Annotated in this window: 20 protein-coding genes; 16 read left to right on the top strand and 4 right to left on the bottom strand. The window is 47.5% G+C overall.

The genetic code is table 11. The annotated features are described in order from the left end of the window. Positions 1 to 177: 177 nt before the first annotated feature. The 3 genes from CHI14_RS05915 to CHI14_RS05905 all read left to right on the top strand — a co-directional run bounded on the left by CHI14_RS05915 (position 178) and on the right by CHI14_RS05905 (position 4782). Positions 178 to 2013 carry an assimilatory sulfite reductase (NADPH) flavoprotein subunit gene (locus CHI14_RS05915; RefSeq protein WP_095287766.1) on the top strand — a complete coding sequence of 612 codons (1836 nt, stop codon included), beginning with the start codon at positions 178 to 180 and terminating at the stop codon, positions 2011 to 2013. 42 nt (positions 2014 to 2055) lie between these two features. Beyond that, positions 2056 to 3777 carry an assimilatory sulfite reductase (NADPH) hemoprotein subunit gene (gene cysI, locus CHI14_RS05910; protein ID WP_095287474.1) on the top strand — a complete coding sequence of 574 codons (1722 nt, stop codon included), beginning with the start codon at positions 2056 to 2058 and terminating at the stop codon, positions 3775 to 3777. Positions 3778 to 4065: 288 nt separating this feature from the next. Beyond that, a complete protein-coding gene (locus CHI14_RS05905; RefSeq protein WP_095287765.1) occupies positions 4066 to 4782 on the top strand; it encodes a YebC/PmpR family DNA-binding transcriptional regulator in 717 nt (238 codons plus the stop codon). Positions 4783 to 4878: 96 nt separating this feature from the next. On the opposite strand, the gene CHI14_RS05900 is transcribed toward CHI14_RS05905, so the two are convergent. From CHI14_RS05900 to CHI14_RS05885, 4 genes are all read right to left on the bottom strand, one after another. Beyond that, positions 4879 to 5364: a DMT family transporter gene (locus CHI14_RS05900; RefSeq protein ID WP_095287764.1), complete on the bottom strand. Its 486-nt coding sequence runs from the start codon at positions 5362 to 5364 to the stop codon at positions 4879 to 4881. Between the two features lie 17 nt (positions 5365 to 5381). Further along, positions 5382 to 6080, bottom strand: a complete 699-nt coding sequence (locus CHI14_RS05895) for a Crp/Fnr family transcriptional regulator (RefSeq protein ID WP_095287473.1) — start codon at positions 6078 to 6080, stop codon at positions 5382 to 5384. Between the two features lie 47 nt (positions 6081 to 6127). Further along, positions 6128 to 6553: a DMT family transporter gene (locus tag CHI14_RS05890; RefSeq protein ID WP_095287472.1), complete on the bottom strand. Its 426-nt coding sequence runs from the start codon at positions 6551 to 6553 to the stop codon at positions 6128 to 6130. 253 nt (positions 6554 to 6806) lie between these two features. After that, positions 6807 to 7604, bottom strand: a complete 798-nt coding sequence (locus CHI14_RS05885) for a Nif3-like dinuclear metal center hexameric protein (RefSeq protein ID WP_095287471.1) — start codon at positions 7602 to 7604, stop codon at positions 6807 to 6809. Between the two features lie 416 nt (positions 7605 to 8020). Between CHI14_RS05885 and CHI14_RS05880 the strand changes: the two genes are divergently transcribed. The 13 genes from CHI14_RS05880 (at position 8021) to rhaA (ending at position 26031) form a co-directional block, all read left to right on the top strand. After that, positions 8021 to 8614, top strand: a complete 594-nt coding sequence (locus CHI14_RS05880) for a biliverdin-producing heme oxygenase (protein ID WP_095287470.1) — start codon at positions 8021 to 8023, stop codon at positions 8612 to 8614. Positions 8615 to 8713: 99 nt separating this feature from the next. Next, positions 8714 to 11254, top strand: a complete 2541-nt coding sequence (locus CHI14_RS05875; protein ID WP_095287469.1) for a diguanylate cyclase domain-containing protein — start codon at positions 8714 to 8716, stop codon at positions 11252 to 11254. A gap of 207 nt (positions 11255 to 11461) precedes the next feature. Then, positions 11462 to 13051, top strand: coding sequence for a TerB N-terminal domain-containing protein (locus CHI14_RS05870; RefSeq protein ID WP_170948024.1), 1590 nt, complete (start codon positions 11462 to 11464; stop codon positions 13049 to 13051). Between the two features lie 7 nt (positions 13052 to 13058). Then, the gene (locus CHI14_RS05865) at positions 13059 to 14402 is read left to right on the top strand and encodes an ATP-binding protein (protein ID WP_095287467.1); all 1344 of its coding nucleotides are present in this window, start codon (positions 13059 to 13061) and stop codon (positions 14400 to 14402) included. After that, positions 14399 to 16606, top strand: coding sequence for a DEAD/DEAH box helicase (locus CHI14_RS05860; RefSeq protein ID WP_095287466.1), 2208 nt, complete (start codon positions 14399 to 14401; stop codon positions 16604 to 16606). The genes CHI14_RS05865 and CHI14_RS05860 overlap by 4 nt, the downstream gene beginning before the upstream one ends. A gap of 340 nt (positions 16607 to 16946) precedes the next feature. Continuing rightward, on the top strand, positions 16947 to 17900 hold the full coding sequence (locus CHI14_RS05855; RefSeq protein ID WP_095287465.1) for an EamA family transporter: 954 nt from the start codon (positions 16947 to 16949) through the stop codon (positions 17898 to 17900). A 248-nt stretch (positions 17901 to 18148) separates the two neighbouring features. Beyond that, on the top strand, positions 18149 to 18553 hold the full coding sequence (locus CHI14_RS05850) for a cupredoxin domain-containing protein (protein ID WP_212676980.1): 405 nt from the start codon (positions 18149 to 18151) through the stop codon (positions 18551 to 18553). Between the two features lie 97 nt (positions 18554 to 18650). Further along, positions 18651 to 19667: an SDR family oxidoreductase gene (locus tag CHI14_RS05845; RefSeq protein ID WP_095287463.1), complete on the top strand. Its 1017-nt coding sequence runs from the start codon at positions 18651 to 18653 to the stop codon at positions 19665 to 19667. A 16-nt stretch (positions 19668 to 19683) separates the two neighbouring features. Continuing rightward, the gene (locus CHI14_RS05840; protein ID WP_095287462.1) at positions 19684 to 20337 is read left to right on the top strand and encodes a carboxylesterase family protein; all 654 of its coding nucleotides are present in this window, start codon (positions 19684 to 19686) and stop codon (positions 20335 to 20337) included. 112 nt (positions 20338 to 20449) lie between these two features. Next, the gene (gene treR / locus CHI14_RS05835) at positions 20450 to 21160 is read left to right on the top strand and encodes a trehalose operon repressor (RefSeq protein WP_095287461.1); all 711 of its coding nucleotides are present in this window, start codon (positions 20450 to 20452) and stop codon (positions 21158 to 21160) included. A 323-nt stretch (positions 21161 to 21483) separates the two neighbouring features. Next, on the top strand, positions 21484 to 22416 hold the full coding sequence (locus tag CHI14_RS05830; protein WP_481856392.1) for a glycoside hydrolase family 5 protein: 933 nt from the start codon (positions 21484 to 21486) through the stop codon (positions 22414 to 22416). A gap of 256 nt (positions 22417 to 22672) precedes the next feature. Continuing rightward, entirely contained in the window at positions 22673 to 24742 is a 2070-nt protein-coding gene (locus CHI14_RS05825) for a bifunctional aldolase/short-chain dehydrogenase (RefSeq protein ID WP_095287459.1), read from the top strand. 17 nt (positions 24743 to 24759) lie between these two features. Further along, positions 24760 to 26031 (top strand): L-rhamnose isomerase, encoded by a 1272-nt coding sequence (gene rhaA, locus CHI14_RS05820; RefSeq protein WP_095287458.1) that lies wholly within the window; start codon positions 24760 to 24762, stop codon positions 26029 to 26031. Positions 26032 to 26186: the final 155 nt, after the last annotated feature.

Genomic DNA, 26186 nt, shown 5'->3' with positions numbered 1-26186 from the left:
ATGACCATAGATGGAGTGAGTTTGTACATATTGTTCCTTTATCAGCGAAACTGATAAATGTTATAAAATGATTGAAATTGACCCCCAACACCCGGTGTGTTAGGTTCTAGAGAGTAGAAATAAATTTGATCATTTTAGTAGGAATTAAAATTGAAGCAATGCGCGAGGTGGCAAATGGTGGAACTTCAAGTGACAAACAGCCCTTTTAATCAGGAACAGGTTGAGCTGCTCAACCGTCTTATTCCTACATTGAACGATTCACAAAAGACTTGGCTTAGCGGATATTTAACAGCTATTCAGGGGATCGCAGCAGTAGCGGCCGGAACAGGTGCAGCACCAAATGTACAAGCGGAAGCGGTATCGGCTGTCAGTGTACCCCCGGCTTCCCGGGAAGTAACGGTACTCTACGGATCCCAAACAGGGAACTCCAGCGGATTATCCAAGAAGCTGGCTAAGAAATTGGAAGAGCAAGGTCTTCAGGTGACGTTATCATCAATGGGAGATTTCAAACCGAACGGACTGAAAAAAATTGAGAATCTGCTCATTGTTGTCAGTACTCATGGTGAAGGCGAGCCGCCGGATAATGCGATTCCGCTTCATGAGTTCCTGAACAGCAAACGCGCTCCGAAGCTTGATGGATTAAAATATTCCGTGCTGGCGCTGGGAGATACGTCGTATGAATTCTTCTGCCAGACTGGCAAGGATTTTGACCTTCGTCTGCAGGAGCTTGGTGGTACGCCAATTGTTCCTCGTGTAGACTGTGATGTTGATTTTGACGAAGCGGCAGCGGAATGGATGAATGACGTTCTTGCCTCCCTTAGCAGCACGCCAGCAACTGCGGGTACCGTATCCAGCGAAGCTGTCGTCGCTGCGGTGAGTGGCGGGGAATCCGAGTACAATCGGACCAATCCATTCAAGGCAGAAGTGCTGGAGAATCTTAATCTGAACGGCAGGGGATCAGACCGGGAGACTCGTCATATCGAATTGTCTCTGGAAGGTTCCAATCTGGACTACGAGCCGGGAGACAGCCTGGGTGTATTCCCGGAAAATCATCCTCGTCTGGTAGATGAGCTGATTGCAGCCATGGGATGGAATGCCGATGAACGTGTAACGGTGAACAAATCCGGTGAGCAGGTATCGGTATATGAAGCGTTGCTGCGCTATTTCGAAATTACCGCTGTGACCAAACCTGTAGTCCAGGAGCTTGCAAAACTAAGTCCTGACAGTGGACTTGCCGATTTGCTCGCAAATGACGCCGAGTTCCGCAATGTTATGAACAGCTGCGATCTGCTCGATCTGGTACAGGATTATAATCTGAAGGGCATACCGGCGGGAGAATTTGTTGCCGTTCTTCGTAAAATCCCTGCACGTTTATATTCCATCGCCAGCAGTTCGAAGTCATTCCCGGATGAAGTACATCTTACGGTACGTACGGTGCGTTACGAAGCGCGCGGAAGAGAGCGTTATGGAGTTTGTTCAGTTCATCTGGCAGAGCGAATTGAAGCAGGAGACAGCCTGCCCGTGTACATTCAGCATAATCCGAACTTCAAATTGCCAGAGAACCCGGATGCCCCAATCATCATGATTGGGCCTGGAACGGGAGTAGCCCCATTCAGATCGTTCCTGGGTGAGCGTGAAGAAACGGGAGCACAGGGCAAAACGTGGTTGTTTTACGGGGATCAACATTTCCTAACGGATTTCCTATATCAAACGGAATGGCAGCGCTGGCTCAAAGACGGTGTGCTCACCAAGATGGATGTGGCCTTCTCTCGGGATACGGAGCATAAGGTATATGTTCAGCACCGGATGCTGGAGAATAGCAAAGAGCTGTATCAATGGCTTCAGGAAGGCGCAGTCATCTATGTGTGCGGTGATGAGAAGAAAATGGCGCATGATGTTCATGGCGCACTTGCTACCATTCTTGAACAAGAGGGCGGTTTGACTTCTGAGCAGGCCTCGGAGTATCTGACAAGGTTGCAACAGGAAAAACGTTATCAGCGGGACGTTTATTAATTCGGAGATGAGGCACCCGCAGAGACGAGAGGAGAAAGCAGCATGGTTTATAATAACTTACTGAATCCGCAGCGCACAAATAGTGATGTGGAAGATATAAAGATCAAAAGTGATTACTTGCGCGGCAGTCTCACCGAAACACTGGCGGACCGTATTAGCGGTTCGATTCCGGAGGATGACAACCGGCTGATGAAGCATCACGGAAGCTATATGCAGGATGACCGTGATCTGCGCAACGAACGAAACAAGTCGAAGCTTGAGCCTGCTTACCAGTTCATGCTGCGTGTACGAGCTTCGGGCGGAATTGTCACTCCTGAGCAATGGCTCATGATGGACCGAGTCGCCCATAAATATGCGAACGGAACCATTCGCTTGACTACACGTCAGTCTTTCCAGCTTCATGGTGTATTGAAATGGGATCTCAAAAACACGATTCGTGAAGTGAACGATTCCCTGCTGAGCACACTTGCGGCATGTGGAGATGTGAACCGGAACGTGATGTGTAATCCAAACCCGAATCAGTCCGATGTGCATGCAGAAGTATATGAGTGGGCTTGTCAGGTGAGCAACCACCTGGATCCGCGTACTCGGGCATATCATGAGTTATGGCTGGACGGGGAGAAAGTGATCGATACCGGAGCGAGTGACGAGGAAGTGGAACCAATCTACGGTAAAGTATATTTGCCGCGGAAGTTCAAGATCGGGATTGCGGTTCCTCCATCGAATGATGTCGATGTATTTTCACAGGATCTTGGGTTTATCGCCATCGTCGAGAACGGCAAGCTGCAGGGATTCAACGTGTCGGTAGGTGGCGGAATGGGGATGTCGCATGGTGATCCGAAGACGTATCCACAAGTGTCCAAAGTCATCGGCTTCTGCACACCGGAGCAAATGATTGATGTTGCGGAGAAAACGGTCACGATTCAGCGGGACTATGGAGATCGTGCAGTACGGAAGCATGCACGATTCAAATATACCATCGATGACCGCGGGCTCGGCTGGTTCGTGGAGGAATTGACGAACCGCCTGGGCTGGAGCTTGGAAGCAGCACGTGCTTACCATTTTGATCATAACGGAGATCGTTACGGCTGGGTCAAAGGTAGCAATGGCAGATGGCATTATACGTTGTTTATCCAAAACGGACGGGTAAAAGATATCGACGGCTATCCGCTTATGACGGGATTGCGCGAAATTGCGAAGATTCATAGTGGCGATTTCCGGCTGACCGCCAATCAAAACCTGATTATCGGGGACATCAGCAGTCAGAAGAAGAAAAAAATCGAAGCGTTGATTCAGCAGTACAATCTAACGGATGGGGCTCATTATTCGGCTCTGCGCCGGAGCTCCATGGCGTGTGTGGCACTTCCTACCTGTGGTCTGGCCATGGCAGAGTCCGAGCGTTACCTGCCGTCCCTGATCGACAAGCTGGAACCAGTTCTGGATGAAGCAGGGCTGAGAGATGAAGAGATCGTCATTCGCATGACGGGATGCCCCAATGGGTGTGCGCGTCCAATGCTCGCCGAGGTTTCGTTTATTGGGAAGGCCCCGGGCAAATACAATATGTATCTGGGTGGCAGCTTTACGGGTCATCGTCTAAACAAGCTTTACAAAGAAAATATTGGTGAAGCAGAGATCCTGGATACGTTGACTCCGATGGTGCATCAGTATGCGAGAGAACGTCATGAAGGGGAACATTTCGGTGATTTTGTTATTCGTGCCGGTTATGTGTCTGAAGTGCTGGACGGCCAGCAGTTTCATGCCTGATTGAATCGGGTCGTTAGAAGAGCATTCCTGCGGGAATGCTCTTTGTGCTAGATTTATTGATTGATTTGGCATTCGGCGAAGCTCGTCAAACAATAGGAAATCGAAGTATATTTAGGAGAGAGCCGAAAGGTTAATGAAAGGCCGAATGACGTTTCAGACTTCATCTGACGACCGTTTGCTATGAAACATTACCATTATTTCGTCATACTGAACTTGTTGAAGCAGTCTCAACAAGATATAATAACTAGGTAGAATGCAGATTACATGTTGAAAGTGAGCGGAAACGATATGGGTCGTAAGTGGAATAATATTAAGGAAAAAAAAGCTTCAAAAGATGCAAATACAAGCCGGGTTTATGCCAAGTTCGGCGTTGAGATTTATGTAGCTGCCAAGAAGGGTGAACCAGACCCGGAGGCAAACCGCGCGCTGAAAGTCGTGCTGGAACGTGCGAAAACGTATAACGTACCAAAAGCGATTATCGATCGCGCGATGGAAAAGGCTAAAGGCAGCGGGGACGAGAACTATGAAGAGCTGCGTTATGAAGGCTTCGGACCAAATGGTGCGATGGTCATCGTGGATGCACTCACCAACAATGTGAACCGGACAGCGCCTGAAGTTCGCTCCGCATTTAACAAAAACGGCGGAAACATGGGCGTCAGCGGTTCGGTTGCTTACATGTTCGATCCCACTGCGGTCATCGGTGTAGAAGGCAAAAACTCCGAAGAAGTGCTGGAAATCCTGCTTGAAGCAGACGTGGATGTGCGGGATATCGTGGATGAGGATGAATCCGTGATCGTATACGCGGAGCCAGACCAATTCCATGCCGTACAGGAAGCTTTCAAAGCTGCTGGTGTTACCGAGTTCACCGTAGCCGAGCTGACGATGCTGGCACAAAACCATATTGAACTTCCCGAAGATGCACAGGCTCAATTCGAAAAGTTGATTGATGCCCTGGAAGACCTTGAAGATGTTCAGCAAGTGTACCACAACGTAGAATTTGTATAAGATTACTTGCATACTTGCCTATTGCTTGTGTCTATAAGAAAAAGAGTGTCCAATCCATCTTGCTGATGGTCGGACACTCTTTTTTTGCATGTGTAATTAAGAATCGGACCGCAGAGCTCGGCGAGGCTTCTCCGCTGTATTGCTTTTACTGCCGCCAAATTTGAACAGCACAATTCCTCCCACGATTACAAGCACCCCGAGCAGCTGATTCCAGGAGAAGGGGATCTTCTCCAGCCCGAGCCAACCCATCGAATCAAACAAGAGAGCAAAACTCAGCTGGGAGGTCAGGACAATGGATATGGCAAAGGTAGGCCCGAGAAGCTTCATTCCTTGAACGAGACAGAATACGACGCCTACCCCGATAGCACCACTTACCCAGTACCATGGCTGCATATGCTGGAAGCTGAACGTGTTTTTGCCTTCCACCAGCAGCGAAATCAGGAAAGAGGCAATAAATCCGGTGAAAAGAACCATCGTTGTCGTGGACCATGACCCCGTCTTTTCATTAACTTTACTATTAAAAACGGTTTGCAGACTCACGAGTGAACCTGCAAGTAATGCGAGCAAAATACCCGTAACAATCATGAGCTGTAATCTCCTTATTCATAGATGTTGTGACCTGCAATTTGACGCAAACCGGCTCGATCTTTGACTTGAATAAAACCTTGGTTGCGTTCAATGAACCCGTCCGTACATAGCTTCTGAATGACCCGATTTAGATGCCGATAGCTTGTGCCGATCAGATTGGCAATGTCCGTCAGATTGAACGAATCCAGCCCCTCATGTACGACCGCACCTGCTTCCTCGGTGGAGATGGACAGCAGGTAGCTGGCTAACCGTACCTCAACGGGGTACATCAGGTTGAAGCTTGAGAAGTTTGAATCAATATAGAACTTATGAGAAATGATCTTTAGCAAAAATTTGAGCAAAGGGGCATAGTCGCCTGCATGTTCAGCCAGGTGCCGGTAGTGGATACGAAGCATGACGACAGGCGTGACAGCCTGCACGGTATTGATGATATGGCTTTCCCGGACATACTCCACGTCTCCAACCACTTCAAGTGGGGTTTTGAAGCAGAGCACGAGTGTTTTGTCCTGAGCGGACGTCGTAAAAATCTTGATTTTGCCTTCTACCAGCACATATAAGTACTCGGATGCTTCACCTTGGCGGCAGATCAACTCACATTTCTCAAAATGACATACGGTCATCAATGGACGCAGGGGCTCGGGAAATACCGTTTCGAGCTGGTACTGCTTCAAGTAGTGCAACAATTGATTTTCATCATGGACTTCTTTCATTAAGTACTTCGCCCCCGACCTGTTCTTGTGCAAACTTAAAAAAGAAACTAGAGTTTCATAATAATAACACCCGTAATCATGAGTGCTATGCCTAGAAATTGCGGCAGCTTCATCTTCTGCTTCACGACACCAAACCACCCGTTGCTGTCGACCAGAAAGGTCAGGAATAGCTGTGCAATCAACAGGGCAGAGATGGTGAAGGTTACCCCAATTTGTTGAATGGCAGACACTTCACTGAAAATAATAACCGCACCGAAAGCTCCTCCGGCGAGATATAGTGGTTTGACTTGTTTTAATCCCTGAAGATTGACATCACGGACAAACATCAGAATGATGGCTGCCAAGATAAAGCCGGTAAACTGTGTAATGGTGGCGGCTTGCCATGTACCCATGTCCGAACTAATCCGGGTGTTGGCCACACCTTGCAGCGTAATGCAGGCACCGCCGAGTAATGCAAAAATAATTCCTTTCATGATGTACGCTCCTTATCACTGTGTTACTTCGACTTCTATTAAATGATAGAAGTGCCCCGATCGCCAAGGACAAATGTCCTGAACTCCAAAACCATAGCAATCAGCGTACAACAATGGAGCATAAAAATCCACATGTGAGCGAAGTGGAGGTCGAACAATCTAAACTTAATCAGTCAGACAGCAGCTAAGGATCTTTTGGAGGACAATAAAAAGAAGCCCTCTTCGCAGAGGGCGGCGATCAAGCCGAAATGAATTAAAGCAGGTTATATACAGGCTGTTCTCCAACAAAGGTCACAGGCAATTCAGGATAGGCTTGGTCTAGCTTCATGGCTAGGAGTTTCATCCCGGAAGACTCACTTTCGGCATGGCCGATCATGATAAGCGCCTGCTGCCTGCCTTGCTGTACAGCATCACGTATGTATTCCGGTGTTTCCCATTCGAAGCCCTCGCCTGCGATAATCAGGTTCAATCGTTCGTTATGCAGCAGGGGGATCGTTAGATTCCCATTACCGCGAAAACCAACCAATACGGCTGCACGCTGGCAAGTCATCTCCAGGTTACCGGCAACGCGCACATATTCAATCTGAAGTGTATGTTTGATATGTTCTGCAATTTGCTGAACCGTCATACCCGTATCAAAGGAAAGAATATCTGCTTCCGGCTTTCTTTGCTCAAGGAAAGATGTCCATCCCAATGCTTGAACTAATCCTACGGTGATGCCGTCGGGTTGAACTTGGTGAATGGAATCATGGCACCGATAAATGGCAATTCCGGCTTTATCAATGAGGTTACGCTTCGTCTGATAGACAGGATCTTCGGTTAGCCAATCCGTATGACTATGGTGGTTATAGAAGGGGGGCTCATGGGCGATGATCAGGTTGGCTCCCTGTTGTACTGCACGTTCAATGACTTGCTGAGTGGGCATGAATGCAACAACGACACCCGAGACGAGTTGATCCATTGATCCGCTAATTAACTGATCCACGGTGTTATCCTGCAATTCAACATGAGCAGTCAAATGATCGATAATTTCTTGAACACGTACCTCCATGAATACGATACCTCCAATGACAGAATATATCCTCAGTGTATCATTTTGATGAAATGCCAGCATTAACCATTGTAGACTTGCTGCTAAATAACGGGTGTATTTCACTGCTAGATTGACCATGTTAATAGCGAAAATAAATGATGGTGGCTTCCGGCAAACATGATGGTTGGGGTCTTTTTACCTCGTAATACAAGGAGAATGGAACATACATACGAGAAGGAACATACATTAACAACCTTATAAAACGTTCTAAAAGTAACGGTACCCGGTACAAGTAGTTTTCTTCTGCGAGAAAAAGTATACTTACATAGAATCTTTATCTGGATGAAGTAGGCATCCATAACAACCTGCATTGAACATGTGGTTCGCGTTCGGTTTTTAATTTTGATAAAGGAAGTAGAGAAAGGTGTGATTACATGACAGCCAGTACCATTATGGAACGTCTGAAGAGTGAGACAGCTCACTATCACAGACAAGTGGAACAGAACGACTATGCGAAGGCTATTATGAATCAAACCGTGAGCTTAGAAGAGTACAAGGAATATTTAGAGAAATTTTACGGTTTCTTAAAACCATTGGAAGAACATGCTCTGCAGCAGCCGTTTTGGGAGAATACAGGACTTGATTACCGGATCCGGGGCAAAGCCATTTTACTTGAAAACGACCTGCGTCATTTAGGCTCCAGTGATGAAGATATCAAGCAGCTGCCAAGATGTGAGGAATTGCCGGATATATCTTCGCCTGCACGATTGTTTGGGTATCTGTACGTCATTGAAGGGTCTACTAATGGAGGCCAGATCATAACCAAGCGTCTTTCACAATTTTTGCCGATTGAAGCGGGTCGCGGACTTGAATATTTCAACGCTTATGGTTCCGAAACCAGAACAAGATGGGCTGAATTCATGGAGAAGCTGGTTCAATTCGCTCACAGCGAGGAAGAACAAGACGTCATGGTCCATACTGCATCGGAAACATTCCGGTTACTTGACCAATGGATTAATACCAAATGAGAAATATAAACTTGTAATGTAATGAGCGAATACTTGCAATGAAAGAATCCTTTTAAATATATATAATTGGGGATACCATGAGAGGGGTTTTTTCAGGCCATGGCCGAATCGAAGTCCAGGAAAGATAATAATCTGCTGAACCGTACGCTGCTTCATCAAGGTACGTATACCAATGATCCGATAGATCTTAACAATTGTGATAAAGAACCGATTCATATCCCCGGCTTCATTCAGCCTCATGGTGTGCTTTTGGCTGTGAATACCCATAATGTCCCCACAATTGTACAATGCAGTCAGAATACAGAAGAGCTTCTCGGCCTTAAAACAGATAAAGTGCTCGGTCTGCCTCTCGAAAATCTGATTGGCAGAGAGAGTCTTCACCAGATTCTCGCACGCAGCTTCAGTGCTTCAGTTACCTCAGATCTGCAATATATGGATATTACAATCAACATCGCTGGACAGGATCAGGTGTTCACGTCGGTGATCCATGAGAGCGAAGGTTTGCTCATACTGGAGATGGAGCCTTCCAATGAGAGCAGAACGATGGAAGGTAATGATTTTGAGTGGATCTCACGCTTTTTTGGACGGATCAAGAGCACGGACAGCCGAATTGAGGCCAGTCAGATTGCAGCGGAGCAAGTGAAGGAAATGCTCGGTTATGACCGAGTCATGATTTACGAATTTGACGAACAATGGAATGGGAAGGTCATTGCCGAAGCGCGTGAGGAACAGCTTGAACCATTTCTCGGACATCACTATCCGGCATCGGACATTCCTAAACAGGCACGTGAATTGTATTTGCGGAACTGGCTGCGTACCATCGTTAATGTCAATTACCAACCTGTAGAGATTATCCCTACACTGCAGCCCTTGACGGGTAAACCGCTCAATCTGAGTCTTTCGGTCCTACGCAGTGTCTCGCCACTGCATATTGAATATTTACAGAACATGGGCGTTGGTGCGACAGTAACGATCTCTCTGATTCATGACAATCAACTGTGGGGCTTGATTACATGCCATCAATACTCGGCCAGATATGTACCTCATCGTGTCCGGAACTTATGCAACTTCCTCGGTGCATTTTTCTCCAGTGAATTGTTCCAGCGTCAACAGCTGGATGAATATCAGGCAGAGATCAGGTCGCGGGAAGCTGCTTCCCGGATTTCGAGCATATTTATCGGGAATACCAGCCCTGCCAGAATTCTGGAAGAGCTTCAGAGTGAAGAGCAAACGTTACTTGATCTCATGAGTGCTTCCGGGGCGGCCATCTGCTACCAGGACAAGTTAATGTTGTATGGCGATACACCGACACGTGAACAAGTACGTGAGCTTGCCGCTTGGCTTGCGGGTAAATCAGAAGACTATAGTTACCATACATCCAAGCTGAGTTTGGAGTACGGACCTGCGACAGCCTACAAGGACAAGGTGTCTGGCGCAATCTATGTTGCGATTTCACCAGGGCAGCATCATTATATGATCTGGTTCCGGCCTGAGGTGATTCAGCTTGTCGATTGGGCAGGGGACCCGGCAAAAGCAGTTATAAAGACCGATGACGGTGTGCGTCTCTCTCCGCGTAAATCGTTTGAGAAATGGCGAGAGGTTGTACAATCCACCTCCTATCCATGGACAACAAAAGAGCTGAATGTGCTGCCTTTGCTCAAAAGCATTGTGCGCCGTCAAACGGAAAATCAGCTGGTACAGGCCGAAGAACAGGCACTGCAAAATGCACGTATTTTGCGGCAAAATGAACAACGCTATTTACAACTGATGGAGTTCTCACCTGTAGCCTTCTTTACGTTGACGGATGGCAAAATTATATACTGCAATAACCGGGCGGCAGAACTGTTGGGGTATGAAAACTCGAAGCTTCTGAACGGCATGGACTTCAGCCAATTCGTGCCTGATAATGCAAGAACCGTCTTGCAGCAGCATCTGGAAGAGTTGAAACTGGATAATACACGTTTGTACACAAACCAGTCCTATTTCACAACAGCTGCAGGAGCTTCCCTGCTCCTGGAAGTTACACTTGCTTCGGTTACGCACGCAGGCAAACCTTCGGTCATGGTCGTTCTGAACAGTGGAGTATCGAACCACGAGCAGGAACGTTATACGGAGACAACCAATCAGCTGCAAAACTATCTTAATACAGATCCATTAACGGATATGCCTATTCAATCCATTTTTAAATCTCAGCTTCAGGAAGATTGGGATGCGTGTTTGCAGGAAAAATGCAGCCTTGGACTGCTGATTATTGATATCGACGATTTCCGATCCTACAATGCTACCTACGGTCTTCAGGGCGGAGATCTCTGCCTGCAATGGATAGGCGAAGTGCTGGCTGTCGTTAGTGAGCAGAATGAAGCGCTGATCTCCCGCCTGCGCGGAGGAACGTTCATGCTGAAACTCAAGGGCACAACGTCAGAACAGGCTGACCAGCTTGCAGAAGAGATCAGGCAGCATGTGCTTGCTCTTCAAATTCAGCGGGACCCGTCCAGCCCGGATGAAGTCGTTACCGTTAGTGTGGGCGGTGCTGTCATGGTGCCTGATGAGAGTCTAGCCGTGTCTGGTTTAATTGAAAAGGCAACGCAGGCTCTGCTTCAATCCAAGAGTGAAGGGAAAAATCGGATCACTATGGTCTGATATCCATTAAGGATCACAAATTCATTTTAGCAAGACTGTTTATCAATTATAGGGTGGCGTTTGAACTGGAGACCAGTTTGAACGTCATTCTTTCTTTTTATTGAAAAATGCATTCTCATCGCCATTGTCACAGGACAAGTGCTATAATGAGGCATATGGATACACTTGTTCGTATTATGAATTATGGAGGATGGTGAAACAGTTTCAATGAAAGACCATTCAAGACAGTTGGAATTTATGGAGATTGATCTGACCGAAGAGCCAGAAGCTTCGGCTGTTCCGGTGCCTGAACGTTCAACCATTCCCCGCACGCAATTTCATTCAAGCCGTGCTGGCGGCAGCATATTGTCTTCGGAAAAGCGATTCGTGGAAGAGGCAAGGCAGCTTGAAGAAACGGAGGGAGATCCTGCTCCGTTTGTTCCCTTTATGAGCTACTGGCCAACTTACGGTGTCATGAACGAGTCCCAGCGCGAGTGGTACTTGTACTGGAGGTCGGAAGTCAGGCAAGGGCGATTCCCGGATACGGATCTCTCTTACCTATTCGTTCATACGTATGAGTTAATTAACGGAGTAGGGTGGAGGGATCCTCAAGCGGGCTACGATCAACTGAAACAGTTATGGATACATTACCGTGTTCAGAATCCGCAGCTGGACATGTATATGCAGGAATGGCTCGTGGATTACACGCTGGTTCATCAACTGGACATGCCGTTGTCCGAGATTTTGGACATTTCAAGCGGATATCTTCCCGCTGAGATACAGGATATGGAGATGCAGCGGATTTTGCTGAATCGAATCTCCGACGTTTCGTTGAATCTGCTGCGGCGATATTATGACTATGACATCACGCTTAGCAAATTTTATAGGGATGGTGGCAAGGAAGTTCTGGAAAAGGTTATTCCCAAGGTTATGGTGCTCATCGATTCCTATCTGCTGCGAACACGTCAGGCAGGGATCGCGGACCATTTTATACAGGATAAGCCGAGAACAACGGAGCGGGTGCTCTTTCGCAAAGCGGTATATGACGATAACCTTTATGGGAAAACGGTTCCCTTGTCCTATGTTCCGGTTGGAGAAAATTCGGATTTTGTCCAGTTGGTTACACGCATCTTTCGTTGTACCGAAAACAAGTGCCGGGAACTGCTCGGATTCAGAGGCCGATTGCGTGGAAAGACTTTGGAACCTGAACTGGCTGGCTTGATCGAACGTTATCTGGACAAGGTATATGCTGCTAAACAAACAGAAGCCGCCGAGAAACCAATCATTCGAATTGATACGGAGAAACTGACGTCATTACAGCAGGAGAGCGAATATGTCCGCCAGGCTTTAACGATTGAGGAAGATCTGGAGCAGGTACAGGAAGCGGCTTCCTTTGAACATCAGGCTGCAGTTGAGGGAGACGCGAACGAAACCGTGACGATCATGACTGAATTGAAAAAGGATCACTCTCTCGAGCCAGAGGCTGATGAGGCGTTAGCTGAACGTTCCGAAGCCGTCGCAACGAACGATAAGGCAGTCGATTTGCAGTGGGAGGAAACGATTGAAGGGGATTTGGATGAAGAGTGGCTCCACTTGGCGGACCAACTTGCTCCTCAGCATGTGCTGGCCATTCATGCTCTGCTCGGCGAGCACCCAGATACTGAACTGAACCTTGTGGCTGAACAATATGGAACCATGCCTGCACTTCTGCTTGATGAAATTAACGATCTGGCCATGGAAACGATTGGAGACCTGCTGATCGACAGTGACCGGATTGTTTCTGAATATATGAGTGTATTTGAACATGTGAAGAGGTGAGAGGACAGTGACAGAACTAAAAATACCGAAACGGCTGACCACCGCGCTGGTGAATTCATTGACAGCGGGTGTTGTGCCGCGAATTGGACTGGAACAGATTGCCGTCGGCCGCAAGCCTGAAGTGGACGCGATATTGCGTGATTTGGATAACATTGCCGAAGGCGGAGCTGCATTTAAACTGATTACAGGAAGGTACGGCAGCGGGAAAAGCTTTCTTTTACAAATGATTCGCAACTATGCGATGGACCGGGAGTTCGTTGTAGCAGACGCAGACCTGTCCCCAGAGCGAAGATTGGTAGGGACCAAAGGTCAAGGACTCGCAACGTACCGAGAACTGATGACCCGTCTGTCCACGCGCACACGTCCGGATGGTGGAGCACTTGAACCAATCCTGCAAAAGTGGATTGCTGCCCTGCAGCAGCAAACGATGCAGAACCAGGGCTTGCGACCTGATGATCCTGCCCTGCCGTCCGAGGTGGAGAAGCAGATTTACGCGGTCACAAACGAAATGCAGAACCTGGTGCACGGCTTTGATTTTGCCAAAGTTCTTGCTTCGTATTGGAACGGATACAAGCTGGCAGATGATGATCGCAAACAGGCTGCGCTTCGCTGGCTCAGAGGGGAGTATGCCACCAAGACAGAAGCCAGAAAGGAACTTGCTGTCGGCGTGATCATCGATGATGACAACTGGTATGATTATTTTAAATTATGGTCAGAGTTTACGGCACGTATAGGTTATAAAGGATTGCTGCTCTTTATTGATGAAGCGGTGAATCTGTACAAGATCACGAATAGCCTCTCTCGGCAAAGCAATTATGAGAAATTGTTGACCATGTTCAATGACACGATGCAGGGCAAGGCGGAGCACCTCGGCATATTTGTTGGCGGTACGCCGCAATTTGTAGAGGATGAGAGACGCGGATTGTTTAGTTATGAGGCGCTTCGTTCCAGGCTGATCGATGGAAGGTATGCTGCGAGAGAATATGCGAATTATACAGGACCTATTCTGAAGCTTGCGATGTTATCCCATGAAGAGATTCTCATCCTATTGCAGAAGCTGCGTCAGATTCATGCCCTTCATTTTGGTTACCGTGCCAGCTTGACGGATGAAGAGCTGGTTGATTTCATGCAAACGGCGGTGAACCGTCTCGGGGCGGATGAGCTGCTTACGACCCGTGAGGTAGTACGAGATTTTATGGATGTACTGCATACGCTCCACCAGAATCCGGAAGTGGCTTATGCCCAATTGCTTGGTGAGCGGGCAGCCGAGCCACAGGATGGCGGAAAAGGAACATCAGCATCATCTGCTTCGGATGAGATGGACGATTTTCTGGCGGAATTTGAATTATGAGCCATAATCCTTTTTACAGACTGGCGCCTTTTGTCCAGGAATTTATATATAAAAAAAGATGGGATTCGCTTCGCCCTGCACAGATTGAGGCTTGTCATATCTGCTTCGATACCCCGCATCATATGCTGATTGCGGCAGGAACGGCTTCAGGCAAGACGGAGGCTGCCTTTTTTCCTGCACTGACAGAGTTGTATGAACGTCCTTCCAAATCGGTGGGCATTCTGTATATCGGGCCACTTAAGGCACTGATTAATGATCAATTTGAGCGTCTGAAGGATCTGTTATCCGAGGGCAACATTCCGGTGTGGCACTGGCACGGGGATGTGCCTCAAGCGGAAAAAACACGTTTGGTGCGTAATCCGTCCGGTGTGCTCCAGATTACACCGGAATCGCTCGAGGGTTTGCTCATGAATCGTCCCAATGCCATACCAGCGCTGTTTCATGATTTGCGGTACGTTATTATTGACGAGGTCCATGCATTCATGGGGGCAGATCGGGGCATTCAGGTATTGAGTGAACTGGCCCGGATTGAGCGGATGGCTGGCTGCAGACCTCGCAGAGTGGGATTATCTGCGACGCTGAGTGATTATGAGGCAGCAACTTCATGGCTGGCAGCTGGAACGCAGGAAGCGGTAGATGTCGTGTCTTCTCCAGGCGGCCGCAAGCTGCGCTTGCGGGTGGAGCATTTCTCTTTTCCGGATGCCCGGGATGAGGAGCAGGCCGAACATCTGCACAACGCACGCAAAGCCTATTACGATTTCATCTATGAGAGCACCCATCGCAAAAAGGCGCTAATCTTCACCAACAGCCGAACGGATGCCGAAGTGACCATCCTTGAAATGAGAAGAGTCGCTGCACGTCGGGAAGAAAGGGATGTATTTCATGTACATCACGGAAGCATATCAGCCATGCTTCGCGAAGAGACGGAGGCGGCCCTGCGGACCGGGGTGGGTCCGGCCGTAGCTGCAGCTACAGTAACATTGGAACTGGGGATTGACCTTGGTGAATTGGAACGGGTAGTGCAGCTCGGTGCCCCTTACAGCGCTTCGAGTTTTGTCCAGCGTCTCGGAAGGTCAGGAAGACGGGATGACATGGCTTCGGAAATGTTATTCGTATGTCCGGAAGAAGAGGATGAAGAAGCGCAGCTTCCAGCTCGCATGCCATGGACACTGCTTCGTGCCATTGCTGTCATAGAGCTGTATGTGAAGACCAAATGGGTCGAACCGCTTGAGGCTCGCAAAATGCCAATGGGCGTTCTTTACCATCAGACGATGAGCATGCTGAAAAGCATGGGGGAGGCAGAGCCGCGCGAGCTCGCGTATGCCGTTCTGTCTCTTGCACCGTTCAGTCAGATCCGGGCCGATCAGTACCAGACATTCTTAAATTATCTGATTGAAACCGATCATCTGCAGTGGACGGAAGAACAGACCTTGATCATTGGACTCACTGGCGAGAAAACGGTGAATAATTATCGATTTTACGCGGTTTTCAAAGACGATGAGGAACACAAGGTGCTGAATGGTTCAGAGGAAATCGGTTCGATTACGACAGTTCCACCGCCTGGCTATTGCTTTTCACTTGCAGGAAAGCTGTGGAAAGTAGAAGAAGTGGATCATAAACACAAAGCCGTATATGTGAAGGCGGCCAAAGGCAAAGTAGACACCCTGTGGCTTGGAGCGGGGGGTGACATTCATACGCTGGTCATTCAGAAAATGCGTGAGGTTCTGTCGGATTCAGTGATCTATCCTTATCTGTCTCCACAAGCGGTGAATCGCTTGGAGCGTGCACGCCGGTTGGCAAGGGAAAGTGGATTGCTGAAGCAGGTGGTTATTCCGGCTGGCGGTGATTCCTTGTACGTTCTCCCCTGGGTGGGAAGCAAATCGTTTCGAACACTGGAACGATTGATGAAGCATAATCTGTCCAATCGATTTGCACTTCGTTCGGTCGTGCCCATGGAGCCTTATTATTTTGTCGTCTCTGGAAAAGTGGATGCACGAACACTTCTGGCAGAGATAATGAGCGAATGCCGGACCGTTGAGGATGCTTCAGGACTGCTGGCGGAAGACGAAGCCCCGTATCTAGGCAAATATGATGAATTTGTGGCCCCGGCATTGATCAGGGAAGCTTTTGCCGTGGACGGCTTGGATCTGCAAGGTTTACAGGAGGGTTTGGAACAAACGCTGGCTTGGGAATCTCCTGAATGAGATGACGCCGTGGATGATATCGTTCGTTACTTATAGCTGTCCAATTTCATTTTCAATGCAATGATGGGGTTGACACCATCTCACCTGCCATGTAATATATGAAAAGTCGTCACATACGTAACATCACAAAAGCATACTTCATTTCGTATAACCTCGCAGGCCAAACGTGTACACAGGGCGAGGGTCTCTACGGGAAGCCTATACTTCCTAACTACGATGCCAGGAATTTCGTTTATTCCTTGCTCGAAGTTAGGATTTTTTGCGTTTGGATGGCAGGTTGTGACCTTGGCATGGATTAGACATGCGGACGTATTATCGATCATCAGGAGGTTTATTCATAATGAAGTACTATTTGTCCGTTCTCGCTGGAGCGATGAGCTATGGCATCTTGTCCACTATAGTTGTGCTGGCATACGGTGAAGGGTATCAACTCGGAGAGGTTGTTGGTTCACAGCTGGTGACGGGGTTCATCCTGTCCTGGTTGCTGGCATTATACACGAAATTTAAAACAAAACGCAGATCACAGACTAGCAAAACATCAGCAAAGGCGACCAGTGTGTTTACGCGATTGACATGGAAGCAGCGTCTTCTGTTAATGGCTGCCGGAACGCCAACAGTTATAACAGGGTTGGTATACTATCAGTCATTACGTTACATTCCCGCATCCCTCGCGATTATTCTGCTATTTCAATTTACCTGGATTAGCGTGTTGATTCAGGCGGTAAGCAAACGCCAACGTCCAGACAAAGTAACCTTCCTAACTCTGATTATCCTGTTCGGAGGTACACTTCTTGCTGCAGGATTCTTGGAGCAGGGACTGAGCGAGTTTAACGGTCTGGGGATTGCACTCGGACTGATGGCAGCAGTGAGTTATTCACTGTTTGTGTTGTTTAGCGGCAAAGCAGTCCCGTCAGCACATCCTGCGTTTCGCAGCGCGTGGATGGTTACCGGCGGATTGATTCTGCTCTGCATTCTGTTCCCGCCGACATTCCTGTTTAACGGACTGATCTGGAGCCAGCTGCTTGTGTTCGGATTACTGCTCGGTTTCTTCGGTGCTTTCATTCCGCCAGTGTTGTTCGCCATTGGGGTTCCTCATATTGGGGGCGATATGGCAGGCATTCTGGGTGCAGTAGAGCTTCCGGTTGCGGTGTTGTTATCTTCCATCGTACTTCATGAGCATGTTAGTGGACTGCAGTGGTTTGGCGTCATTATCGTTCTGATCGGCGTTGCACTGCCAGAGTTATATAAGATGCGGCTGAAACGGAGTCGAAGTGCTCCGCAGTATTCCTCTTAACTAATCTATCAAGCTGGGAATGCAAAAGAGTTATCATGGATATAAATATAAACATAGAGAAGCCTGAGCAATCAGGCTTTTTCTGATGAAATGAAGTTTTCAGTTGGATATACAACCCTCACTTGCTAAGTATGATCAGACATGGCCCATAGGAGCCATTTTCTTATGCAGCGGGTTAAGGTATGATATAGGCTGTACTTTTATTTCAGGAAAAGAGGCATGCTGATATGAATAGCTCGATTAAGAAAATGTGGCCGTGGCTTACGCTGGGCCTTGCTGTTATTGTATTACTCGGATCATTTTTGGTTTATTTCATGGGCAAGGACATGTCTCCCGGTGCAGGAGGCTCGGTAACAGCACAAGCTGGGACGCCAGAAGAATTGGAAGGATATGAAGTCATTGATGTGAATGTGAGTAATGACGGATTTGAGCCTGGGGTGATTGAAGTTAAAGCTGGAGTTCCCACTAAAATTAATTTTATTCTTACCCGGTCAGTCACCCATGTGAAATCGGTTGGTTCACAGGATCTGGGGATGGATTTGTATATGCAAAAAGGAGACAACTACTACACGGTTGATGAAAATTTGCAGCCTGGAGAATATGAAATTCACTGCGGCATGTACATGATATATGGAACAATTAAGGTCGTTTAAATGAGAGGAGCAGAGTCAGTGATAAGCTGGCTTTGCTCCTCTTTTGCATGCGTGCTATCATGGACTTGTGAGACATTCCATCTGGAGGTGGCTTAATATGAAAGCGCTATTTATTGGAGGAACGGGTACAATCAGTACGGCAATTACGCATCAGCTCGCCAGTCAGGGTTGTGAGCTTTACTTGATCAATCGCGGCAATCGTAATGATGACCTACCCGCGGAAGTCAATGTGCTGCAGGCCGACATCAACGATGAAGAACGGGTGGCAGAACTCATTGCGGATCTTGAATTTGATGTCGTTGCAGACTTTATAGCTTTTGTCCCGTCACAGCTTGAGAGAGATTATCGTTTATTTAAAGACAAAACCAAACAATTCATATTCATAAGCTCGGCATCAGCCTACCAGACACCACTTGCCGACTATCGCATTACGGAAGGTACACCATTATCCAATCCCTACTGGGAGTATTCACGCAATAAGATCGCTTGTGAAGACTATCTGATGAAGCAGTACCGGGAGTATGGTTTTCCGGTGACGATTATACGTCCAAGCCATACGTATGGTGACCTGTCTGTGCCTCTGGGCGTGCATGGAGCCAAAGGAAGCTGGCAGGTTCTCAAGCGGATTAATGAAGGCAAACCCGTAATCATTCACGGTGACGGTACATCGCTATGGACGATTACGCATAATAGTGATTTTGCCAAAGGTTTTATCGGTCTGATGGGGAATATCCATGCCATTGGTGAGTCTGTACATATTACCTCGGACGAGTCGGTGACGTGGAACCAGATCTATGAAATTATCGCTGGAGTACTTGGTGTCAAGCTGAATGCGGTTCATGTCTCTTCAGAATTCCTGGCTGCATGCAGTGATCAGGATCTTCGCGGCGGTTTGCTTGGAGATAAGGCCAATACGGTCGTATTCGACAATAGCAAACTCAAGAGGCTTGTACCTGAATTTGTAGCAACAACGAGAGCGGATCAGGGAATTCGGAGAACGATACAGTATATGCTGGATCATCCAGAGCTGCAAACCGAAGATCCTGAATTTGACGTTTGGTGTGACAAGGTGGTTGGAGCTCTGGACGAAGCGTTGAAGAAGATTAGAGAATAGAAGTGAGGGGACAGTCATGACCCAGACGGGGCATCGAATCGTCAAGGAAATAACCAAAACGTTGACATTGGACTACTTGCTGCACATTCCAGATACGGAAGACCAACCAGCAGATATGAAGTGGCCCGTTATTCTATTTCTTCACGGATCAGGCGAACGCGGCAGTGATTTGAATAAGGTGAAAGCAAACGGACTACCGAACATTGTAGATCAGGACAAGAGCTTTCCGTTTATCGTCATATCGCCTCAATGTCCGGAGGATGAATTCTGGGCAATGGAAAAGGAAGCTCTGCATGCCATTGTTGAACATGTCCTGGAGAACTATTCTGCAGATCCGAAGAGAGTATATCTTACCGGATTAAGCATGGGCGGTTACGGGGCGTGGCATCTGCCCATCGACTATCCCCATGTATTTGCTGCCGTAGCCCCTGTGTGCGGGGGAATCGATCCATCCAAAGCAGAAGCCTTGCGTGGTGTGCCGATCTGGGCATTTCACGGTGCCAAGGACGATGTTGTTCCTCTCTCGGAATCACAGGGAATTGTGGATGCCCTTGAAGCGATAGAGGCAAACGTGAAGCTGACTGTCTATCCGGAAGGGAACCACAATGTTTGGGATGAGACATACAGCAATCCGGACCTGTACAAGTGGTTTCTGAGTCACACCTTGTAAACAGTTATTTATCACCCGTGCTGATAGAACCACCAAGTGCATTAACCCTGCCAATAATGCTATAATAGGTTGCTAATATGATAAAAAGGGTAATGAACTATGGTGATGAATGATGAATAACAAGTTTATCCGAATCTACGAAGATATCGCAGCTCATATTCGGACTGGGGAGATCGAGGCGGGTTCGCTTCTGCCATCGGAGCTTGATTTGTCCGAAAGCTATCAGACGTCCAGGGAGACGATACGCAAAGCGCTGAAAATGCTGTATGAAGAAGGTTACATTCAGAAAATTCAAGGCAAGGGATCCATTGTACTGGATATCCGCAAAATTGATTTTCCCATTTCGGGACTGGTCAGCTTCAAGGAACTGGCCAAGAAAATGGGACATCGGGCAAGAACCCATGTTGAGAAATTTGAGGAACAGAAGGTAGACCAAGCCTTGTTTAAAACCATTCATTTTGGGATGGGCGAACAGGCATGGAAAATCGTGCGTGTAAGAAATGTGGATGGAGAACGTGTCATTCTGGACAAGGACTATATCAGTCAACGTCTTGTTCCGGGATTGAACAAAGAGATATGTAATGACTCCATTTATGAATACATTGAGGAGCAGCTCGGATTGTCCATTTCTTTTGCCAAGAAAGAGATCTTGGTGGAAGAGCCTACCGAAGAAGATCGCAGACTGATGGATCTGGAAGGTTTCCACAATGTTGTCGTTGTACGCAGCCAGGTCTATCTGGAGGATGCGAGTCCTTTTCAGTTCACGGAATCCAGGCACCGTCCGGACAAATTTAGGTTTGTTGATTTCGCAAGGCGAAAATAATTGCACAAAGAATTAAAAGAAATGCCTGTCCGATTCTTCATCATTGGGCGGGTGTTTCTTTTTTTTTCATAAAGAGTTAAGAATGAGTTGACTGGTAAGCGTTTTCATTTTATCATAATCTCATAACCTAAACGATAAAGTAAATTATAAACACAATGTTTAAATTTATTTGTTTTTTATAACTTTCTTTATTAGTTGTTAAATTTGATTTTAGTTAACCTGTTGCCTTGTGCAGGGTTAATTGAAATATAAAAAAACTCAGGAGGTTATATGCCATGGCCAAGTTGCAAAAGGGTACAATCTTAACAGTCATTGCAGCACTGATGTTTGTCCTTTTGGGAAGCGCGGCTCCCAAAGCCGCAGCAGCTTCAGGTTTTTACGTGAATGGAGGTAAATTATACGATTCTACGGGTAAACCATTTTACATGAGGGGTATCAATCATGGGCACTCCTGGTTCAAAAATGATTTGAACACGGCTATCCCTGCGATCGCAAAAACGGGTGCCAATACGGTACGAATTGTTTTGTCGAACGGTACACAATACACCAAAGATGATCTGAATTCCGTAAAAAACATCATTAATGTCGTAAACGCAAACAAGATGATTGCTGTGCTTGAAGTACACGATGCCACAGGCAAAGATGACTACAATTCGTTGGATGCAGCGGTCAACTACTGGATCAGCATCAAGGAAGCACTGATCGGGAAGGAAGATCGGGTTATTGTAAATATTGCAAACGAGTGGTACGGAACATGGAATGGAAGCGCTTGGGCTGACGGGTACAAAAAGGCTATTCCGAAATTAAGAGATGCAGGCATTAAAAATACCTTGATTGTAGATGCAGCAGGCTGGGGTCAGTATCCTCAATCGATCGTCGATTACGGACAAAGCGTATTCGCCGCGGATTCACAGAAAAATACGGTATTTTCCATTCACATGTATGAGTATGCAGGCAAGGATGCGGCCACCGTCAAATCCAATATGGAAAGTGTGCTGAACAAGGGGCTGGCGTTAATCATTGGGGAATTCGGAGGATATCACACGAATGGAGATGTCGATGAATATGCAATCATGAAATATGGTCAGGAAAAAGGGGTAGGATGGCTTGCATGGTCTTGGTATGGTAATAGCTCTGAACTAAACTATCTTGATTTGGCAACAGGACCTATCGGCAGCTTGACGAGCTATGGTAATACGGTGGTCAATGATACTTACGGAATTAAAAACACGTCCCAAAAAGCGGGAATCTTTTAATATCTATACCTATTTCCATCGATATTGTTCGGTAAGGATGGTTGAATTTTAAACGGCATGTTGAAGCTATACTGGTTTTTCACTGCATTCTTGACACTCTGACGGCAGCGTCAGGGTGTCTTTTGATTCAACGCATTAGCAGGGAGTTCATTCTTTTGATTATTTCCGTTTGTATTTAAAATCTTTTGTTTTCAAAACAAAACAAAGATGTTAAACTCTGATTAGGAATAAAACAAACATTATCGGAGGGGAATGAATGGTACAGAGTTTATGGAATTCTTCACAGGCTTCTGAGCAAACAACAGGACTTGAGCAGCTGGTTTACCGATCCAATCTGATTGGCGCAGACCGCAGTGTATGCAACATTTATGGTGGGAATACGTCTACCAAAACAACAGTGAAGGATTTTCGTGGGCGCGATGTAGAAGTCATGTACGTGAAAGGAAGCGGCTCCGACCTGGGCTCGATGCAAGCGAAGCATTTTACAGGCCTGGCTCTGGAAGACATTCGTCCCCTGATTGAACGTGAATCGATGACGGATGAAGAGATGGTTGAATATTTGGGTCATTGCATGATCGATTCCAAGCACCCGCGTGCCTCGATCGAGACCTTGCTGCATGCCTTTCTTCCGTACAACCATGTGGACCACACGCATCCGGATGCGATTATCAGTCTATGTTGTGCAGATAATGGGAAAGAGTTGGCGAGAGAGATTTATGGAGATCGGTTTGTGTGGGTCCCATATGTTCGCCCAGGTTTTACGTTATCCAAGATGATTGCTGAAAGCGTATTCGCGAATCCGAATGCGGAACTGGTTCTGATGGAGAAGCACGGACTCGTCACTTGGGGAGAGACATCCGAGGAATGTTACGCACAGACCATCAAGATTATCAATGAGGCGGAAGCGTTCATTGAAGCTCGTGTGGATGAAGGAAGTTTGTTTGGTGGCGTTAAACATCCAGCCCTCGCTGCTGAAGTGCGGCGTGAGATTGTAGCCAAAATCATGCCAACGCTTCGCGGTGCCGTATCGGATAGCAAAAAAATGATCCTGTCCTATGACGATCAGGACGATGTACTTGCTTTTGTCGGTGGAGCCAATTCACCAGAGCTGTCACAGGTGGGGGCGGCTTGCCCGGATCATCTGGTACATACCAAAGTCGTTCCGTTATTCATCGACTGGACGCCGGATGCTGAGGATATGGATGGTCTGAAAGCCAAACTGACAGAAGGCGTAGCTGCATACAAAGAGCAGTACAAACAGTATTTTGAAAGCAACAAAAACGAAGGCGATGTCATGTTTGAAGCAGCTCCTCGCGTTATTCTCATCCCGGGTGTGGGTATGATCAACACAGGCAAGAGCTGGGCGCTATCCCAAGTAAGCGGAGCACTGTATCACCGTGCGATTGCCGTCATGCGGGGTGCGACGAGCCTGGGTAAATTCGTATCGCTAAGTGCGAATGAGTCCTACAATGTAGAATACTGGCCGCTTGAATTGTATAAATTGTCTCTTGCACCGGCGGAGACGGAATTTTCCCGGAAAGTGGCGTTTATTACAGGTGGTGCCGGCGGAATTGGCAGCGAGACTGCACGCAGGCTGGTATCCGAGGGAGCTCACGTCGTTCTGGCTGACCTGAACCTGGAAGGCGCTCAAAAAGTAGCCCAGGAAATCAATGACCAATATGGTGCGAATCGCGCATATGCGCTAAAAATGGATGTAACGGATGAGGAAGCTGTGCAGTCGGCGTACGCTGAAGTGGCTGTACAATATGGCGGTGTGGACATTATCGTTAACAATGCGGGTCTTGCCACATCGAGTCCATTTGACGAAACCTCACTGAAGGAATGGAACCTCAACATGAATGTGCTGGGTACCGGTTACTTCCTCGTTGCCCGTGAAGCATTCAAGCTGATGAAACAGCAGGGGATTGGCGGCAGTATGGTCTTCATCGGGTCCAAAAACTCGGTCTATGCCGGTAAAAGTGCATCGGCTTACAGCTCGGCAAAAGCGCTTGAAGCTCACCTTGCACGTTGTATTGCAGCTGAAGGCGGCGAATATGGCATTCGTGTCAACACGATACTCCCTGACGCGATCCTGCAAGGGTCTGCGATCTGGAATGGTTCCTGGAGAAACGAACGTGCGGCAGCGTATGGGATTGAGCCTGATCAACTGGAAGAGTACTATCGCAAACGTACGACACTGCTTGTGAATATTTATCCGAAAGATATTGCGGAAGGTATTGCCTTCTTTGCATCTTCCAAATCCGAGAAAACAACCGGATGCATGATGACCATCGATGGCGGTGTACCGGCAGCATTTACACGTTAAGAGGAGGGTTTCTGCGAATGGATAACCAAGTCAAGCAAGCGTATGAAGCAGCCAAATTGTTATATGCCCAGCATGGAATTGATACGGATGAGGTATTGGAGAAGCTTGCAGAGATCAAGGTATCTGTGCACTGCTGGCAAGGTGATGACGTGAAAGGCTTTTTGAACCAGGATGGAGAGTTGACGGGAGGCATCTCCGTTACAGGTCAATATCCGGGAGCAGCAACCACTCCTGCTGAACTTCGGGCAGATCTGGAACAAGCCTTTTCGCTGATTCCAGGCAAGCATAAGGTCAATCTGCATGCAATCTATACCGATACGGATGAAAAAGTGGAGCTGGACCAGATTGAGCCCAAGCATTATGAGAAATGGGTGCAATGGGCCAAGGAGCAGGGGTTGGGTCTTGATTTTAACCCGACGTGCTTTTCCCATGAGAAATCAATCGACGGATTCACATTGAGTCATCCTGATCCGGAGATCCGTAAGTTCTGGATTGATCACTGCAAGGCGTCTCGTCGCATCGGTGCTTATTTTGGCGAACAATTGGGTCAGACGTGCGTAACGAATGTTTGGGTTCCAGACGGGTTCAAGGATAATCCGGTAGATCGCATGACACCGCGCAAACGTCTTAAGGAATCGTTGGATGAAGTATTTGCAGAGAAGCTTGATCCGAAGCATAATCTGGACGCGGTTGAGAGCAAGCTGTTCGGCCTTGGTTCGGAAGCGTACGTGGTTGGATCACACGAATTCTATATGGGATATGGATTGCAAAATGATACCTTGATCTGCCTGGATGCAGGCCATTTCCATCCCACAGAGGTCATCTCCAACAAGCTGTCTTCCCTTGCGCTGTTTACAAGTGGCATTCTGCTGCATGTGAGCCGTCCAATGCGTTGGGATAGTGACCATGTCGTCATTATGGACGATGAGCTGTTGGAAATTGCACGGGAACTCGTTCGTCATGACCTGCTGCCAACGACGCATGTGGGCCTTGATTTCTTTGATGCCAGCATCAATCGCGTAGCTGCCTGGGTTGTCGGTACGCGTAACACGATCAAGGCTTTGCTGCGTGCCATGCTGGAACCGGTAGATGCACTAAAAGCAGCTGAACTGCAAGGTGATTATACGGTACGGCTTGCGCTGACCGAAGAATTCAAATCCTATCCATTTGGTGCCATCTGGGATTATTATTGTGCCCAGCAGGGAGTGCCTGTTCGCGAGAAATGGATCTCCGAGATCAAAACCTATGAAGAGGATGTTTTGCTGCAGCGTGGTAAATCGCTCGTTTAACTTGTTCTTGTAAAGGAATTTTGTATTACTTACTTTATCCTAAATATCCTAAACTGATAAAAGTCCGCCGTGGAGCCAGTGTTCCATTGCGGGCTTTTTGGCGTGGTGATCAATCACGATGCATAAGTGAACCGAGAAATAACATACTACAAATA

Source organism: Paenibacillus sp. 7516 (genome assembly GCF_002272715.1).
GTDB lineage: Bacteria > Bacillota > Bacilli > Paenibacillales > Paenibacillaceae > Paenibacillus > Paenibacillus illinoisensis_A.
The sequence above is the reverse complement of the archived record's forward strand: the minus strand, read 5'-3'. Positions and strand labels throughout refer to the sequence as shown.